Origin of the sequence: Puniceibacterium sediminis, assembly GCF_900188035.1 — a bacterium.
Taxonomy (GTDB): domain Bacteria; phylum Pseudomonadota; class Alphaproteobacteria; order Rhodobacterales; family Rhodobacteraceae; genus Puniceibacterium; species Puniceibacterium sediminis.
Genome location: NZ_FZNN01000019.1, coordinates 18,336 through 34,295 on the forward strand (window position 1 = coordinate 18,336; position 15,960 = coordinate 34,295).

Here is a 15,960-nt window from a genome sequence, read left to right on the forward strand (position 1 = left end):
CTGTCTCGCGGATGAGAGGCGGGCCGGATCGGATCGGAAACGACTTGCGAAAACTCGACGAAAGCCTTCTGACCCACCTTTCCCCCTTCGCGTCGCTGACCAAGGACGAGATCCGGGCAATCCTCGATGAGGCGGCTTCGCAGCGTTATGATGCGGGGGACGCGATCTTTGAGGAGAGCGCGTCGGCCGAGCGGTTTTTTCTGCTGCTCGATGGCTACATCCGTGTTGTCCGCATGACCGCCGAAGGCGCGCATGTGACGATCCTGCATATACCGGCGGGGTAGTTGTTCGGCATCGCGGATGCATTCGGCCACACGCGATATCCCGCAACCTCGGTTGCCGCATCCGAAACCATAGCGCTGTCCTGGCCAATGCGGTTGTGGTCACAATACGTGGCCCGATATCCCGGGTTTGCTGCCGCAAGCCATCACACCATCGGCAAGCGTCTGAACGAGATGCACGACCGGATGATGGAAATGGCGACCCAGCAGGTGGAACGACGCGTGGCCAACGCCCTGTTGCGCCTGATCACGCAGATGGGCCGCAAGACGGACAATGGGATCGAGGTGGATTTCCCTGTCACCCGGCAGGACCTGTCCGAGATGACCGGAACCACCCTGCACACCGTCAGCCGTCTGCTCAGCGCGTGGGAGCGCGAGCGCATCGTGGAAAGCCGCCGCAAGCACATCATGGTAAGCCAGCCCGAGCATCTGGTCACACTGGCCGAAGCGCCGCGCGAATCTGATCGCGCCCGCCCGCGCCCCGTCGGAGTGTGGTGAAAGCATCCTGTGTCAGCGTCGGCGGGGGTGCCCCCGCGGCCTGATCCCTATGCCCACAAATAACGGCATGATTTCACATTCAATCGCCCGGAACATTGCGGATGCGCAAACTTCGCTTTCGCGGGCGCGCAACATCTTCTACGGCGGATCGCTTTTCTTCGTCGTCGTCTTCATCGCGCTGACCGTGCAAAGCCATAAATATATCGTGAACGCCTCTACCGCAGGCACGCCGCTGAGCGAGGCGGTGATCCATGGCAAACGTGTGTGGGAACGCAACGCTGCATCAACTGTCACACGCTGCACGGCTAAGGTGCCTATTTCGCGCCCGAGCTTGGCAACGTCATGACCCGGTGGGGCGTCACGGACAACCCCGAAGCGGCCTACGAGATGATGGATGGCTGGATCGAGGCACAGCCTAGCGGCATCGAAGGCCGCCGCCAGATGCCGCATTTCACAATGACCGAAGAGGACAAGCGCGGCTTGGCCGAATTTCTTCGCTGGACCGACCAGACCGACACACTGGGCTGGCCGCCCAACGATGCAGGCTGAGGAGCGGACGCAATCCGAAAAGTGGAAACCGGTTTTCGGACCAAATTGCGCGAAATGGAGAAAATCATGAAATACCAATCTCAGAAAGTCGCCTATGCCTATTTCGTCTGCGCAATAGCATTGTTTGCCGTGCAGGTTCTGGGCGGGCTGGTCATTGGCTGGATCTACGTCCAGCCGAACTTTTTGGCCGAGACGTTTCCCTTTCACATCATCCGCATGATCCACACCAACGCATTGATCGTCTGGCTGCTGCTGGGCTTATTTGGTGCGGCTTATTTCCTTGTGCCCGAAGAATCCGAGCGCGAGATCTATTCGGTCAAGCTGGCCTACATTCAGTTGATCCTGCTGATGGTCGGCACGTTGGGGGCGGTCGGCAGCTATCTTGTCGGCATCCACGGCGGGCGCGAGTTTCTGGAACAGCCGCTCTGGGTCAAACTGGGCATCCTTGTCGCCGCGCTGATCTTTCTGTTCAACATCTCGATGACCGTGCTTGCGGGCAAGAAGACCGCGATCACCAATGTGCTGCTCACCGGTCTCTGGCTGTTGTCGCTGCTCTGGGTGTTCGCCTTCATCAATCCCGAAAACCTGAGCCTGGACAAGATGTACTGGTGGTTTGTCGTCCATCTCTGGGTCGAGGCGACCTGGGAACTTGTGATGGCGTCGGTGCTGGCCTTCCTGCTGCTCAAGATGACGGGCGTGGACCGCGAAGTTGTCGAAAAATGGCTTTACGTCATCGTGGCGACGGCGCTGTTTTCTGGCATCCTTGGCACCGGGCACCATTTCTACTGGATCGGCCTGCCGGGGTACTGGCAGTGGGTCGGCTCGATCTTCTCGACGTTCGAGGTGATCCCGTTTTTCCTGATGATGTCCTTTGCCTTTGTCATAGTCTGGAAGGGCCGCCGCAACCACCCGAACAAGGCGGCGCTGCTTTGGTCGCTGGGTTCGGCCACCGTTGCCTTCTTTGGTGCGGGTGTCTGGGGCTTTCTGCACACGCTGCACGGCGTCAACTTCTACAGCCACGGCACGCAGATCACTGCGGCGCACGGGCACCTGTCGTTTTACGGGACCTATGTGGCGATGAACCTTGCGATCATCACCTATGCGATGCCGCTTTTGCGGGGCCGCGATCCTTACACCCAGGTGCTGAACATGGGGTCTTTCTGGCTTATGATGGTTGGCATGGCGTTCATGACCTTCACCCTGACCTTTGCCGGGGTGATCCAGACCCATATGCAGCGGGTGCTGGGTTACTACTACATGGAGGTTCAGGACGAGCTGGGGCTATTCTACATCATACGTTTCGGCGCAGGCGCAGCCGTCGTTGTGGGGGCGCTGCTGTTCATCTACTCGATCATGGTTGTGCGCGGCCGCGAGGTGGTCTTGCCGGCTCCGGCCTCCTCCCAACCTGATCCGATGCCGGGGGAATGAGCATGAACGCCCATACTGGCGTAGCCGCCGTTCCCTACTATGCCGAAACGGGGCATGAATGCGCCCTGTTCGATGCGGCCCATGAAAACGGTTTGCCCCTTCTTCTGAAGGGGCCCACCGGCTGCGGCAAGACCCGGTTCGTTGAGCATATGGCGGCGCGATCCGGGCGCCGTCTTTACACCGTTGCCTGTCACGACGATCTGTCGGCGGCGGACCTGATCGGGCGCTACCTGCTGCGCGGTGGCGAAACCGAATGGGTCGATGGCCCGCTGACCCGCGCGGTGCGCGAAGGTGCGATCTGTTACCTCGACGAGGTGGTCAAAGCGCGCAAGGATGTCACCGTGGTGCTGCACCCGCTGACCGACAACCGCCGCACCCTGATGATCGACCGCACCGGCGAAGAACTGGTGGCACCGCCCGGCTTCATGCTGATCGCCAGTTATAATCCCGGCTATCAGAATGTGCTGAAGCGGATGAAGCCATCGACCCGTCAGAGGTTTCTGGCGATCACCTTTGGATTTCCCGACCCCGAAACGGAAATCGCCGTCGTGGCGCAGGAAAGCGGGCTTGAGCCGGGGAGGGTCGCACCTCTGGTCCGGCTTGGCGGGCATATCCGCAACCTGTCGGGCATGGACCTTGAGGAAGGCGTGTCGACCCGGCTGCTGATCTATGCGGCGACCCTGATGGCCGGTGGCATGGGCGTCGACAAGGCGCTGGAGGCCGCAGTGATCGAACCACTGAGCGATGATGCCGACATACAGACCGCCCTGCGTGATCTGGTCACGACGATCTACGGGTAGGATCATGGCGCTGCACCCCCTTGACCTGATGGACCCCGAAGAAACCGTCGGCAATCTATGGCACGACTATGCTGTCGGGATCGGTGCCGATCACGCCTATCCGCAGGCACAGGCCAGACTGGAAGATGTGCGCCGCAGCCTGTTGATGATGTTCCGTGCGCTGGGCGGACGGCCCGGGGTGGAACTGGGCGAAGCGCCTGCCACCGTGGCGCGGCATCGCCGTCCCGTACTGCGCAAGCTGGCAACGGAACGCGACAAGATCTGCCTTGCCAGTTTTGACGGCGAACGCCTGCGCCTGCCGCCCGTGATCGACGCCTTTCCATCCATGGCATTGAACCGGCGGACCTATTTCTGGCTGACGGCGCTTGCGGCGCTGAGCGACACATCCGTCTTTGACATCGACGTGGCATACGGCGCCGCGCGCGATCACGCCATGATCGACGCAAACATCGCGACGGGGCAGCGGGTGTATGCGGCCTGCACTGGTCTGCGCCAAAGCTATGACGCGATGGCCGCGCACATCCTTGCGACGCGCCCGTCTGTGCGGCTTCCGCCGTCAGAGGCCGCTGTGGAACAGGCCCTGCGCGCCCGGCTGGGCCTTGGCCCCCGATCCCATGGTCAGGACTTGTCGTCGCCACGCGGCCACATGACCTTTGCGCCGGTGCCGGTCTGGCTGGATTTCACGCCTGCGGGACGCGGTCGCGCCCCCGATGATCCGCAGGATGACCCGGCCGAGGCCCCCCCGGTCGCCACCACAACGACACGCAAACTGGGCATCCGCAAAGATCGCGCCGAGGCTAACCGCAAGGACAGCTTTATCCTGCACCGGTTCGAATCCATCCTGTCATGGGTTGAATCCATGAACCTCAACCGCTCGATCCACGATGATGATGACGAAAATGCCCAAAAGGCAGCCGAGGATCAGGACAAAATCACCCTGTCCAAAAACGACCGCCGTGCTGCGACCCGGTTGCGTTTGCATCTGGACCTGTCCCCGGCGGATGCGGATCACGAACGCCTTGCCGGCGTGCACACCTATCCCGAATGGAACCATCGTTCGCGCAGCTACATGCCCGACCATTGCCGCGTGCTCGAGGTGGACGCCGTGCCGGACCCGGCGCACGCCTTAGTGCCCAACCGCAAGCGTATACAAGAGGTGCACCGCCAATTCGAAGCATTGCGCCCCCGCCGCATCCTGCAATCGCGCCAGATCGACGGCTCCGAACTGGATCTTGATGCGCTGATCGCGGCGCGGATCGACCTGCAGGCAACAGGCCGGTGCAACGACCGGATCTTTCAATTCGCGCGCCAGACCCAGCGGGATCTGGGCGTGGCCCTCCTGATCGACACGTCGCGGTCGACGGAATCCGCCGTGGATGACACCTGCATGATCGACGTCGCGCGTGATGCGCTGGCCGCATTTGTCGGCGGTATGGACGCGGCGGGCGACAGGCTGGGTATCTGGGGGTGCTCTGCGCTCAGGCGGGACAGGGTGTTCCTGACCCGCGGCAAGGGGTTTGATCAGACCATGGACGGTCAGGTCATCGACAATATCTGTGCGCTGAAACCCGGGCACTACGCCCGGCTCGGGGCTGCAATCCGTCATGTCAGCGCGCAGTTGTCCAATTAAACCGCCGCCCGAAAACTGCTGATCGTGCTGACTGATGGCTAGCCAAACGATCCGGACCATTACGAAGGCCAGCACAGCGTTGAGGACAGGCACATGGCCGTCACCGAGGCGCGTCGCAGCGGCCAGGTCGTTCACGAGATCATCATCGACGAGGATGAACAGAACTGGTTCACACGGATCTTCGGGCGGGGCGGGTTTCACCTGCCGCCGCGCCCCGACAGGTTGATCCGCGTCCTGCCCGAGATTTACCTAAACCTGACACAGGAATCTTGACATGCATTATTTGACCTATGCAATCGCAGCATTTCTTCCCACATCAGCCCACGCAGAGGGCTTTATACGGCCAATACCACTGGCGCAGACCGCAGCTGCCGAATGGTGGTTCCTCTGGGCCTCTGTCGCATTGTTGGCCGCGCTGCTTGTGGTGCATATGCTGGTGCGGCGTAGATAATGCAGGCTGGATGGGGTGTGGGCCGCATCACGCCTGCCCTCTTTCCCCTTGGCGCGGGCCCCTCGGCGCGGGGGCGGAGCCATGATCGGCCTGCCTGCAACTTGGTCTTTCGCGCGCCACATCAGAAATTTAATGCATCACGCCGACGCGAAATCGCAGAATTCTAAATAGATAGAAATGTGGTAGGTCGCCGATGTCGGGCCTAAAAATTTATCGAGAAGCCAAAGAGGCACTGCTGAACAGTATATCAATTCTCCGCGCCGTTAGGGCCAGCCCGCCAACTCTGGCAGGCTGGGTGTTGAATCAAGTTTTAAGCGTTTGCACCGATGAACCAGGCATCCTTATCCAGGGTGCGGCTCACTTCTGTGAACAGGTCGGCGGTATCTTCGTCACCCGCTTCACCCGCCGCGTCCATCGCTTTGCGCACCTCGCCCCCGACAAACATGAACCGTTCTTTCAATGCCTCGATATGGGCCGCGATATCGGATTCCTCGACGGGATAGGGTTCGACCTTGCTCTGCTCGGCCACCACCTCGATCGTGCCCTTTGCAAATCCGCCAAGGATAACCGCACGTTCCGCCATCAGGTCCGCGCCTTCCCGAAGACGGTCCGCCACGTCATCAAGCAGTTCGTGCACGCCAATAAAACCGCGCCCCTTGAGGTTCCAGTGGGCCTGTTTTACGGCCATGGTCAGGGCAATCGTGTTGGACAGGTTTGCGTTCAGCAGGTCGACCATCTCGGTCCGGGTGTCCTGATTCAGTTCGCTGACAAAATGTTCGGGCATGTATTTCTCCTACGGTTTTCACGGATCGCCAAATCGGACGGTCCACAATTTCACTGCACAACAGAGGTCTGGATGGGATCTGTCCCAAGTCCCTGTTCCCATTGCGCGACGGTCCTGCGTCACCGGTGACCCGGGCGCGACCGTCTTCCCCTCAACAACGAACAACTTCGCAAAGCGTTCCCGCTGGCTGCGGATGCGCAAGACGCACCGGACCGGCGCCGACCGACAAGCCGCACGGTGACAGGATCACGACAAAGACAATTTCATGCAGTGGTTTGGGCCCGCGACGCGGTCGGTTTACGCCGCGAACACGACTTGTCCGCCAGAGATGGTGATCGCCGCACCGGTATCTTCGAAGCGGTCAGGATCGATGGCTTCCAGATCGTCACGCATGACGACGATATCGGCCATCATCCCGGGGGACAGCCGCCCCTTACGGGCTTCGTTGAACTCAGCCCAGGCGTTGTCGGCGGTGTATGAGGCCAGCGCATCAAGCACGCTCTGACGCTGGTCCGTCCAGGGTGGATCCATACGCGCCGGGGCGGTGGCCGCGCGCAGGCTGGCCATCACATCGACCCTGATCACCGGCCAGTCCGTGGAAAAGATGACGCGGTTGCCCGCATCGCGCAGCGTCTGCCAGCCATAGGCCAGCGTCTTCTGATCGGGGTGCAGGTGCGGATCAATCGCCCCGGCAGAATAGATATGCCCGAACGGCGCATGGCCGGGCTGGAAGGATGCGACAACCCCCAGATCGGCAAAGCGCGGCAGATCATCCGCGTGCAGTGTTTCGATATGTTCGATCCGATGGCGCGCATCGCGGGCACCGTTTGCGTCCCGGGCCGCCTGATAACCATCCAGCGTGCGGCGCACGGCCAGATCGCCAATCGCATGGGTGGCGATCTGGAAACCACGCCGGTCGGCTTCGATACAGGCGGCGTTGAACTGATCCGCGTCGAAAACCGCGTCCCCTGCGTGGTCTGATCCGGGATAGGGGCGCAACATCAGCGCAGTGTGGCTTTCGATCACCCCGTCCATGAACATCTTGACGTTGTTGCACCACAGCCGGTCGCTGGACCAGCGGCGGCGCATCTCTTCGGCCTCGGCAAAACGGTCGAGCGTGTCGACGGATTTGAAATGGAACGGTACTTGCGTGCGGCAGATAAGGTCGCCTTCGGCTTCAAGCGCGGCAAGCAGTTCCATGGTGTAAAAATTGCCGTCCATGTTGTGCAGCCCGGTGATGCCGTGGCTGGCGCAATGTTTCAGCCCGCGCCGGATCGCGTCCAGATCGCGGGACCGTTCGGCGGCTGTTGCCGACGGAACAGGGTCCTTGCCGGTCACAAGCCCCGCAAGTTCGCGCCCACCGTAAGGGGTCAGCGCGAGGATAGCAGCGTATGCGCCGGGCTCGCGCAACTCGCCCTCGGCCATACCGTCCTTGCCCATCACAATTTCGGATCCCACCTCGGTCGGGCCGCCGTTCAGAAGGCCCGCCAATTCAAGGGCGCGGGTATTGGCCCAGACCGTATGGTGATCAGATGCGAACATGGCAAAGGGGCGATCCGGCAGAACGCGGTCAAGATCATGCCGTGTGGTCCGATGGCCCGCACCGAACATGCCGTAGTCGGCCTGCACCGCAAAGATCAGTGGGGCCGCGGGATCAGCAACAGACCGCGAACGAACCGCGGGGGTGACCGCGTCAAACCCCGTCATGCCACCCAGATCGAGATAGTCGAGTTCGACCGATCCGCCAAACAGGTGCACATGGCTGTCGATGAACCCGGGCAGCACGCTGGCACGCTGTGCGTCGATGATGCGGGTCGCGGGTCCGGCCAGATCGCTGATGGCGGCAGTATCCCCCACCGCTACGATCACACCGTCACGCACCGCCAGCGCAGTGGCGCGGGGCTGTTCAGGGGCGAAGGAGATCAGAGAACCGTTGAGTATGACAAGATCGGGCGCGGCGGACATGGGAGCCTTTCGGTGAAGAACAAAGGGCGGCCCCCGGATGGGAACCGCCCGTTAGACTTATTTGGTCAGTTCGGTCCAGATCTGCGAATAGATCTTCTGCACCTCGGGCGGGCAGCTCTTCGAGATATAGCCGGCCGCTTGCAAACCTTCCGGGATATTGATCTCAGGCGCAACGGCCATGACCTCATCCATGAACGCCTCAGATCCTTTGATACCATTCGCGTAACGGGCAAAGTTCGACAGCATCGCGGCGTTTTCGGGGTCCATCATGAAGTTCAGGAACAGCTTGGCATTGTCGACGTTCTGCGCGTCCGAAGTGATCCCGGCATTGTCCATCCAGATCGAATAGCCAGTCTGCGGATAGCCGAATTTCACATCTTCGTTCTGCAGCCGCGCGCGCATCGACGCGCCGTTCCAGTTGACGCTTGCAGCGATATCTTCGTTCGCAAGGCGTTCGATGTTGCCATAGGCCATCGATAGCCAAAAAGGCTTGGCCTCGACCAGCTTGTCGCGAACCTTGACCAGAACGTCCTTGTCACCGGTGCACTGCTCACCGCCCATGTAGTGAACCGCGAGGTTCATAACATCAATCATCTCGGGGATGACGTTGATCTTGCCCTTCAGCTCTTCGGGCGGATCAAAGACAACCGCGGCGGTGTCGATATCACCGTCATAGACCCCGGTATTGACGCTGACGCCAACGGTGCCCCACTGCCACGGCACGGTGTATTCACGGCCCTTATCGAATTCGACATCGACCCAGCGCGGATCGACATTTTTGAAGTTCTCAAGCTCGTTCGGGTTGGATTTCATCAGCACGCCTTCGGCGATGAAAATCGGCACGTAGGACCCGGACGGCACCACGATGTCGAAACCACTGCCGCCGGCCTTGAGCTTGGCCAGCGCGGTGTCGTTGGAATCGTAGTCGGTGATCGTCACCTTGACGTCGAATTCCTTTTCGAACTTTTCGATCATCTCGGGGCTGGTGTAGTTGCCCCAGTTGTAGATGTTGAGCTGCCCTTCGGCATGGGCCGCACCTGCAATGAGGGCGGCGAGACTGGTCAGTAGGACCGTGCGTTTCATGTGACTTCTCCCAGTTGGTGTGCCCCGTCGGGGCGGATTATGCCGGATCATTTACGCGTCCGGCTGAAAAAGAACATTGCGGTGACAAGCAGGATGGACAAGGCCAGCAGCGCGGTCGAAATGGCGTTGATTTCGGGCGTGATGTTCCGCCTGAGTTGCCCCAGCATATAGGTGGGCAGTGTATCCTGTCCTGCGGATTTGACGAACTCGGTGATCACCACATCGTCAAGCGAGATCACGAAGGACAGCATTCCACCGGCGAGGATTCCGGGCCAAAGCTGCGGCAGGGTGATGTAGCGGAACACCTTGACCGGCGTGCCGTACAGATCCGCCCCGGCCTGTTCGAGGCTGAGATCCATGCCCTGCAAACGCGCCCGGATCGGCATGTATGCAAAGGGAATGCAGAATGCCGTATGCGCAACAATCAGATACCACAGCCCGGTATACCCCGTCGCCACCTTGAGCATGGCGAAGAAGATCAGCAGCGATACCGCGGTCACGATCTCGGGCACCATCAGCGGCTGGTTGATCATCGCAAAGGCAACGGTCTGTCCCCGCCAAGGGCGTGTCCGCGTGGTCGCAAGTGCGGCCAGAACGGCGGCTGATGTCGCCAGAAGCGCGGCCGTGGTGGCGATGGTGATCGACCGGATGGTGGCCGCCTGGATCTGATCATTCTGCCAGGCAGATGCGTACCAGCGCAGCGACAGCCCTTCCCAGTGGGAAATGGATTCCCCCGCATTGAACGAATAGGCCACCAGCAGGATGATCGGCAGGTAAAGCATCACGAAACACAGCATCGCGATGGTGCTAAATCCGGGCTGCCGTCTGACATCAAAGGATTTAGCCATGTGCGCTCTCCTCATTGCCTGCGGCGCGAACATAGAAGATCAGCGCGACCATCACGATTACCAGCAGGGTAAGAGACAGCGCAGCCCCCAGCGGCCAGTTTCGCAATTGGCCAAACTGAAGCTCGATCAGATTGCCCAGCATCAACTGTTTGCCCCCACCCAGAACGCGCGGTGTCACATAGGCGCCAAGGCAGGGCACAAAGACCAGAATAGAACCAGCCACGACGCCGGGCTTCACCAGCGGAAAGATCACCCGCCGCAATACCTGCCAGCGGGTGGCGTAAAGGTCATAGCCCGCCTCCACCAGACTGAAATCAATCCGCTCCATCGAGGCATAGATCGGCAGGATCATCAGCGGCAGATAGACGTAGGTCATCCCCACCAGCAGCGAAAATTCAGTATACAGCATCTGCACCGGCTGCGTTACCAGCCCCATGGCGATCAGGACGGTGTTGATCGTGCCCTCGTTGCGGATCAGCTCCATGATCGCAAAAGTGCGGATCAGAAGGTTGGTCCAGAATGGGATCATGATCAGCAGCATCCAGACATCCCGGCTGCCCCGCGGGCGTGTCGCGATGAAATAGGCGGTGGGAAAGCCGATGATCAGGGACAGAAAGGCCGTCATCAGGGACAGTTTGATGGACCGCCAGAACACCATCAGATGCGCATCGGCCCAGCTCAGCTCTTCGGTGAAAAAGTCACGCTCGGCCAGCACGCCAAACCATGCATCGGTCGAAAAGTCCCAGATCACGCCGCCATAGTCGCCCGGCGTCAGAAAGGAATAGATCAGCACTATCACAAGCGGCCCTGCCGCGGCGAACAGCAGGATCACCATTGCAGGGGCAAGAAGGGCGGCGCGGGTGCGTATGGGGCTCATTGGCTCAATCCTTCAGCACCTGACCGGCCGAAGCCGCCAGCGCGACCCCTACCCTATCGCCTTGCTGCATCATGCGCATCTCATCAGGGGTGTTCTGAAGGCGCAAAACGAACCGCGTACCAAAGCCATCCAACAGAATGTGGTAATGCGTGTCGGTGCCGAAATAGACGATTTCATCCAGCACACCAGTCAGCTGACCCGCGTCCGGCGCGACAAGGCGCGCATGTTCGGGACGGATGGCCAGAGTGACCGTTCCGCTGGTCTTGTCGATCTGGCCGGCGCGTGCCGTCACTTCGACCCCCTGTGCCAGCCTCAGCTGTGCACTGTCGCCGGTCCGCGCGATCATCTCGGCAGGCAGGAAATTGGTATCCCCGATGAAATCCGCGACAAAGCGATCAGCCGGCTGGTCATAAATTTCGCGCGGCCCGCCGATCTGGCGGATGCGACCGGCGCTCATCACCGCGATCCGGTCGGACATGGTCAGCGCTTCTTCCTGATCATGGGTGACAAAGACAAAGGTGATCCCGGTGTCGGACTGCAGCCGCTTGAGTTCGAGCTGCATTTCCTTGCGCAGCTTGAAGTCGAGCGCCGACAGCGGTTCGTCCAGCAGCAGAACCTTGGGGCGCGGCGCCAGCGCACGGGCCAATGCGACACGCTGCTGCTGACCGCCCGAAATCTCGGATGTCTTGCGGTCGGCAAGATCCGTCATACGGACCAGCTTCAGCATCTCTGTTACCGTCGCCGCGACTTCGGATTTGGATCGGCCCAGCATGTTCAGCCCGAACCCGACATTTTCCGCCACGCTCATATGTGGGAACAGGGCGTAGGATTGGAAGACGGTGTTGACCGGCCTGCGATACGGCGGCTTGTCCGACAGGTCCTGCCCATCCAGCAGGATCTGTCCGCTGGTCGGTCCCTCAAACCCTGCGATCATCCGCAGAAGCGTGGTCTTGCCGCACCCGGACGGGCCTAGCAAAGTGAAAAATTCGTTTTCCCGGATATTGACCGAGACCCGGTCGAGGGCCCGGAAGGCGCTGTCACCCGCACCGAATAGTTTGCTGACGTTGTCGATTTCGATCATGCATCTCGTCTTTCAAAGAATAATTTGATCAAATCATTTAGAACCGCCTCATGGCAAGGGGGATGTTACAGTTAATGTGTGACAGGATTGGCTTCTGCGATTTTTCAGGCGGACGCTTTCGGTGCCACTTTTTCGATATTTTTATAATATATTTCAGTTGGTTAAATTGCCTGAGTCCGGCAACGCACCCCGCCATATTCGTTAACAATCCGCACAGGGGGCGTATTTATCCATACTGCCTAAAATAGTCGCGCTGACCCTGCATTGGGGTAACGGTGCCGGGACGGACGCTCTTCCTGTCCGGGCAAGGCAGGACAACTGGTCGCCCGCATAAGGCCACCCATCCGCCCTGACCGGAGGCGTCGTTGCCGACAATGGCGACCACGTCTGTAGTTGCTCCGGCGTCCCTGGATCGCTACCAATGAAAGGGTTAGCCCCGGCCAACGGCGTCGGCAGGCCGACGGGCCGTGACCAGTGGAGAGCAATCCTGAAAGAGCCGTCTGTTTCCCCGTTTTCCATTCCGATTTTCCGGGCGATCTGGCTATCCTCCATGTCCTCGAACTTTGGCGGATTGGTGCAGGCGGTGGGCGCGTCCTGGCTTATGACATCGCTGTCGGATTCGCCGCAGCATGTCGCGCTGGTCCAGGCCTCGACTGCGCTTCCGATCATGCTGTTCTCGCTCATGGCGGGGGCCATCGCCGACAATCTTGACCGCCGGATCGTGATGCTTTGCGCGCAATTCTACATGGTCGCCATCTCTGTTCTGCTTGCCTGGTTTGCCTGGAACGACTGGCTGTCGCCCTGGGGTCTGCTGGCCTTTACCTTTGCAATTGGCTGCGGAACCGCGCTCAACAACCCGGCCTGGCAGGCATCCGTGGGCGATATGGTGCCGCGCTCGGCCTTGCCCGGCGCGGTAGCGCTCAATTCGATGGGATTCAACATCGCCCGTTCGGTTGGCCCGGCCATCGGCGGCGCCATCGTCGCGGCGGCCGGAGCTGCGGGCGCGTTTTTGACCAACGCCGTAAGTTATATCGGCCTGATTGCCGTCCTGCTGCGCTGGCAACCCGAGTCAAAGCCACGCGCCCTGCCACGCGAACGGATCGGCACCGCCATGGCAGCCGGACTGCGGTATGTCGCCATGTCCCCGAACATCCGCACTGTCCTTACGCGCAGCTGTGTCTTTGGGGCCGCAGCGGCGGCGATACCTGCCCTTATGCCGATCGTCGCCCGCCACCTGATTGCAGGCGGTCCGCTGACCTATGGCATCCTGCTGGGGGCCTTCGGCGTCGGGGCCGTCGCTGGCGCGCTGTCCAGCGGCCGCATCAGATCACGACTGACAAACGAAAACATCGTGCGGCTGGCCTCTGTTGCGCTGGTGCTGGGTGGCATCGGCACGGGCCTGAGCCGGACCATGCTGCTGACCGTGCCCGCGCTGATGATTGCCGGGTCAGGCTGGGTACTGGCTCTTTCGACCTTCAACGTCACGGTACAGTTATCCACCCCGCGCTGGGTCGTCGGGCGTGCCTTGTCACTGTATCAGATGGCGACCTTCGGGGGCATGGCCGCCGGTGCCTGGGGCTTTGGCTTCATCGCTGAAAACATGGGGGTCGAGACGGCGCTGCTCTGCGCCGCAGCGCTGCAGGCTGCCGGAGGCCTGTTTGGCCTTTTGCTGCCCCTGCCCCTTAGCGGCGAAGAGGACCTTGAACCGCTGAACCGATTCAAGGAACCCGCGACCGCCGTGCCGATCCATGCCCGTTCTGGCCCCATCGTCATCACGATCGAACATCGCGTCGCCGAAAAAAACATCCGCGCCTTTCTGGCCGCGATGAATGAACGGCGGCGGATTTGTCGCCGGGACGGCGCGCGCCGCTGGACCCTGCTGCGCGATCTGGCGGAACCGGACCTGTGGATCGAGCGCTACCACATGGCCACATGGCTTGAATACGTGCGCGACACGCAGCGCCGCACCCATGCCGATCTGGAAAATTTCGATCGGATCCGGGCCCTGCATATCGACAACCACGAAACACGCGTTCACCGGCTGATCGAACGCCCCGTTGGCTCGGCCTCGGCCGATCATGTTCCGGGCGGTCGTGAAGTCGGTGATCCGATGACCGACCCGACGCGCGCGAACTGATCTGCCAGCCAAATCACCGGCACCCTGCATTTTGTCGCTAACGGTATCCGTCTGGACGCTTGTCCCCTACTAGGCCGATTCTGCCGGGCGTAACACTGTCCGCGAACCCTCCGACCTCACAGAGATTCCCCATGTCAAAATACTGCCTGACGGTGACTTGCCCTTCGACCCGCGGAATCGTGGCGATGATTTCCACTTACCTTGCCGCCAATGGCTGCAACATCACCGACAGTTCGCAATTCGACGATCTGGCGACGGGCCGGTTCTTCATGCGGATGAGCTTTGTGCCCGAAACCGGCGTCACCCTTGAGGCGCTGAATGACGGGCTGATCGATGCCGCCAAGCCGTTCGGCATGACCTACGGCTTCCATGACGAACGTCGCAAGGAAAAGGTCGTCGTGATGGTGTCGCGCTTTGGCCATTGCCTGAATGATCTGCTGTACCGTTCACGTATCGGCGCGCTTCCGATCGAGATCGTTGGCGTTATTTCCAACCATATGGATTACCAGAAGGTCGTGGTGAACCAGGATATCCCGTTCCACTGCATCAAGGTCACCAAGGAAAACAAACCTCAGGCCGAGGCGCAGATCCTTTCCGTTGTCGAAGATACCGGGGCCGAGTTGATCGTTCTGGCGCGCTACATGCAGATCCTTTCGGACGCCATGTGCCGCAAGATGTCTGGCCGGATCATCAACATCCACCATTCTTTCCTGCCGTCGTTCAAGGGGGCAAACCCCTACAAACAGGCGCATGAGCGCGGCGTGAAGCTGATCGGCGCGACCTCGCACTATGTCACGTCTGATCTGGACGAAGGCCCGATCATCGAACAGGATACCGTGCGCGTCACACACGCCCAAAGCCCCGAGGATTATGTCTCTCTTGGGCGCGATGTTGAGGCGCAGGTGCTGTCGCGTGCGGTGCACGCCCATGTGCACAAACGGGTTTTCCTGAACGGCGACAAGACCGTGGTGTTCCCCGCCGCCGCCGGGGCCTTTGCCTCCGAACGTATGGGCTGAATCCCTGCGCCGCAGTCTACATCGGTTTTTTCGGCCAAACTGCGGGTAAAGGCAAGAAAGTTCTGGTCCTGTGCGGGTGCCTTCCCCGCCGCCCAGCCACGCCATTCCCCTTCGACAAAATAGATATCGAAGCCGGGAAAGCGCAGTCGCGCGATCTCATACAGCTCGGTTCGCTGCGCCTGCTCCTTGGCATCAAGCCAGACGGGCCGGGCAACCGGGGGCGCGGTCTCTGTTTCTCCCTTCATCCGAACCTTTCGGTCGCACTTGGGAAGGCCAATCTGGCGCTCCGCCGCCGCCCCTGCTCCCGTATCTTTGCGCCATCGAGCTGATCCATGTGCATCACGTTCCGCCCAGTGTTGAGGGGGCACAATTCGACGATGTAGCCAGACAGCGCAGAGATTCAGCTGGCTACAACCGACGCAAGAGCGACCTCGACGCAGACCAAATCGGACACGCTGGGCTACGCCCCGAGCACCGCGTTTCTATCCCTGTCGTCCATGGATGCCGTAGTTCTCCATACATCAGTTCATAG

The 15,960-nt window shown here is 60.7% G+C and carries 11 protein-coding genes and 3 pseudogenes; 8 read left to right on the forward strand and 6 right to left on the reverse strand.

From position 1 onward, the window contains the following. The first annotated feature begins 44 nt into the window (after positions 1–44). The 6 genes and pseudogenes from CHB75_RS17280 (at position 45) to CHB75_RS21760 (ending at position 5,637) form a co-directional block, all read left to right on the forward strand. Positions 45–779 (forward strand): annotated as a pseudogene (locus CHB75_RS17280) (Crp/Fnr family transcriptional regulator). 67 nt (positions 780–846) lie between these two features. After that, positions 847–1,328 (forward strand): annotated as a pseudogene (locus tag CHB75_RS17285) (c-type cytochrome). Between the two features lie 66 nt (positions 1,329–1,394). Next, on the forward strand, positions 1,395–2,756 hold the full coding sequence (locus tag CHB75_RS17290; protein WP_089272876.1) for a cbb3-type cytochrome c oxidase subunit I: 1,362 nt from the start codon (positions 1,395–1,397) through the stop codon (positions 2,754–2,756). A 2-nt stretch (positions 2,757–2,758) separates the two neighbouring features. Continuing rightward, positions 2,759–3,556, forward strand: a complete 798-nt coding sequence (locus tag CHB75_RS17295; RefSeq protein ID WP_089272784.1) for a CbbQ/NirQ/NorQ/GpvN family protein — start codon at positions 2,759–2,761, stop codon at positions 3,554–3,556. A gap of 4 nt (positions 3,557–3,560) precedes the next feature. Further along, positions 3,561–5,459 (forward strand): annotated as a pseudogene (locus CHB75_RS17300) (nitric oxide reductase activation protein NorD). A 1-nt stretch (position 5,460) separates the two neighbouring features. Further along, a complete protein-coding gene (locus CHB75_RS21760) occupies positions 5,461–5,637 on the forward strand; it encodes a hypothetical protein (RefSeq protein ID WP_176439181.1) in 177 nt (58 codons plus the stop codon). A gap of 310 nt (positions 5,638–5,947) precedes the next feature. On the opposite strand, the gene dps is transcribed toward CHB75_RS21760, so the two are convergent. From dps to CHB75_RS17330, 6 genes are all read right to left on the reverse strand, one after another. Further along, positions 5,948–6,421 (reverse strand): DNA starvation/stationary phase protection protein Dps, encoded by a 474-nt coding sequence (dps, locus tag CHB75_RS17305; protein WP_089272786.1) that lies wholly within the window; start codon positions 6,419–6,421, stop codon positions 5,948–5,950. Between the two features lie 297 nt (positions 6,422–6,718). Then, positions 6,719–8,386, reverse strand: a complete 1,668-nt coding sequence (locus tag CHB75_RS17310) for an amidohydrolase (protein WP_089272788.1) — start codon at positions 8,384–8,386, stop codon at positions 6,719–6,721. Positions 8,387–8,443: 57 nt separating this feature from the next. After that, positions 8,444–9,469, reverse strand: a complete 1,026-nt coding sequence (locus CHB75_RS17315) for an ABC transporter substrate-binding protein (protein ID WP_089272790.1) — start codon at positions 9,467–9,469, stop codon at positions 8,444–8,446. Positions 9,470–9,516: 47 nt separating this feature from the next. Continuing rightward, complete coding sequence (locus tag CHB75_RS17320; RefSeq protein ID WP_089272792.1) at positions 9,517–10,317, reverse strand: ABC transporter permease; 801 nt, start codon at positions 10,315–10,317, stop codon at positions 9,517–9,519. After that, positions 10,310–11,194, reverse strand: a complete 885-nt coding sequence (locus CHB75_RS17325; RefSeq protein ID WP_089272794.1) for an ABC transporter permease — start codon at positions 11,192–11,194, stop codon at positions 10,310–10,312. Before CHB75_RS17325 ends, CHB75_RS17320 begins: the two co-directional genes overlap by 8 nt. Positions 11,195–11,198: 4 nt before the next feature. Further along, on the reverse strand, positions 11,199–12,275 hold the full coding sequence (locus CHB75_RS17330) for an ABC transporter ATP-binding protein (protein WP_089272796.1): 1,077 nt from the start codon (positions 12,273–12,275) through the stop codon (positions 11,199–11,201). Positions 12,276–12,696: 421 nt separating this feature from the next. On the opposite strand from CHB75_RS17330, the gene CHB75_RS17335 reads away from it, so the two are divergent. Then, positions 12,697–14,412, forward strand: a complete 1,716-nt coding sequence (locus CHB75_RS17335) for an MFS transporter (protein WP_089272798.1) — start codon at positions 12,697–12,699, stop codon at positions 14,410–14,412. Between the two features lie 131 nt (positions 14,413–14,543). After that, a complete protein-coding gene (purU, locus tag CHB75_RS17340; RefSeq protein ID WP_089272800.1) occupies positions 14,544–15,428 on the forward strand; it encodes a formyltetrahydrofolate deformylase in 885 nt (294 codons plus the stop codon). Positions 15,429–15,960: the final 532 nt, after the last annotated feature.

Bases quoted from the DNA above. Each gene is read 5' to 3' on its own strand.
- purU (WP_089272800.1), top strand. From the start codon at position 14,544: ATGTCAAAATACTGCCTGACGGTGACTTGCCCTTCGACCCGCGGAATC.
- CHB75_RS17310 (WP_089272788.1), bottom strand. From the start codon at position 8,386: ATGTCCGCCGCGCCCGATCTTGTCATACTCAACGGTTCTCTGATCTCC.
- CHB75_RS17335 (WP_089272798.1), top strand. From the start codon at position 12,697: ATGAAAGGGTTAGCCCCGGCCAACGGCGTCGGCAGGCCGACGGGCCGT.
- CHB75_RS17315 (WP_089272790.1), bottom strand. From the start codon at position 9,469: ATGAAACGCACGGTCCTACTGACCAGTCTCGCCGCCCTCATTGCAGGT.
- dps (WP_089272786.1), bottom strand. From the start codon at position 6,421: ATGCCCGAACATTTTGTCAGCGAACTGAATCAGGACACCCGGACCGAG.
- CHB75_RS17295 (WP_089272784.1), top strand. From the start codon at position 2,759: ATGAACGCCCATACTGGCGTAGCCGCCGTTCCCTACTATGCCGAAACG.
- CHB75_RS17325 (WP_089272794.1), bottom strand. From the start codon at position 11,194: ATGAGCCCCATACGCACCCGCGCCGCCCTTCTTGCCCCTGCAATGGTG.
- CHB75_RS17330 (WP_089272796.1), bottom strand. From the start codon at position 12,275: ATGATCGAAATCGACAACGTCAGCAAACTATTCGGTGCGGGTGACAGC.
- CHB75_RS21760 (WP_176439181.1), top strand. From the start codon at position 5,461: ATGCATTATTTGACCTATGCAATCGCAGCATTTCTTCCCACATCAGCC.
- CHB75_RS17290 (WP_089272876.1), top strand. From the start codon at position 1,395: ATGAAATACCAATCTCAGAAAGTCGCCTATGCCTATTTCGTCTGCGCA.
- CHB75_RS17320 (WP_089272792.1), bottom strand. From the start codon at position 10,317: ATGGCTAAATCCTTTGATGTCAGACGGCAGCCCGGATTTAGCACCATC.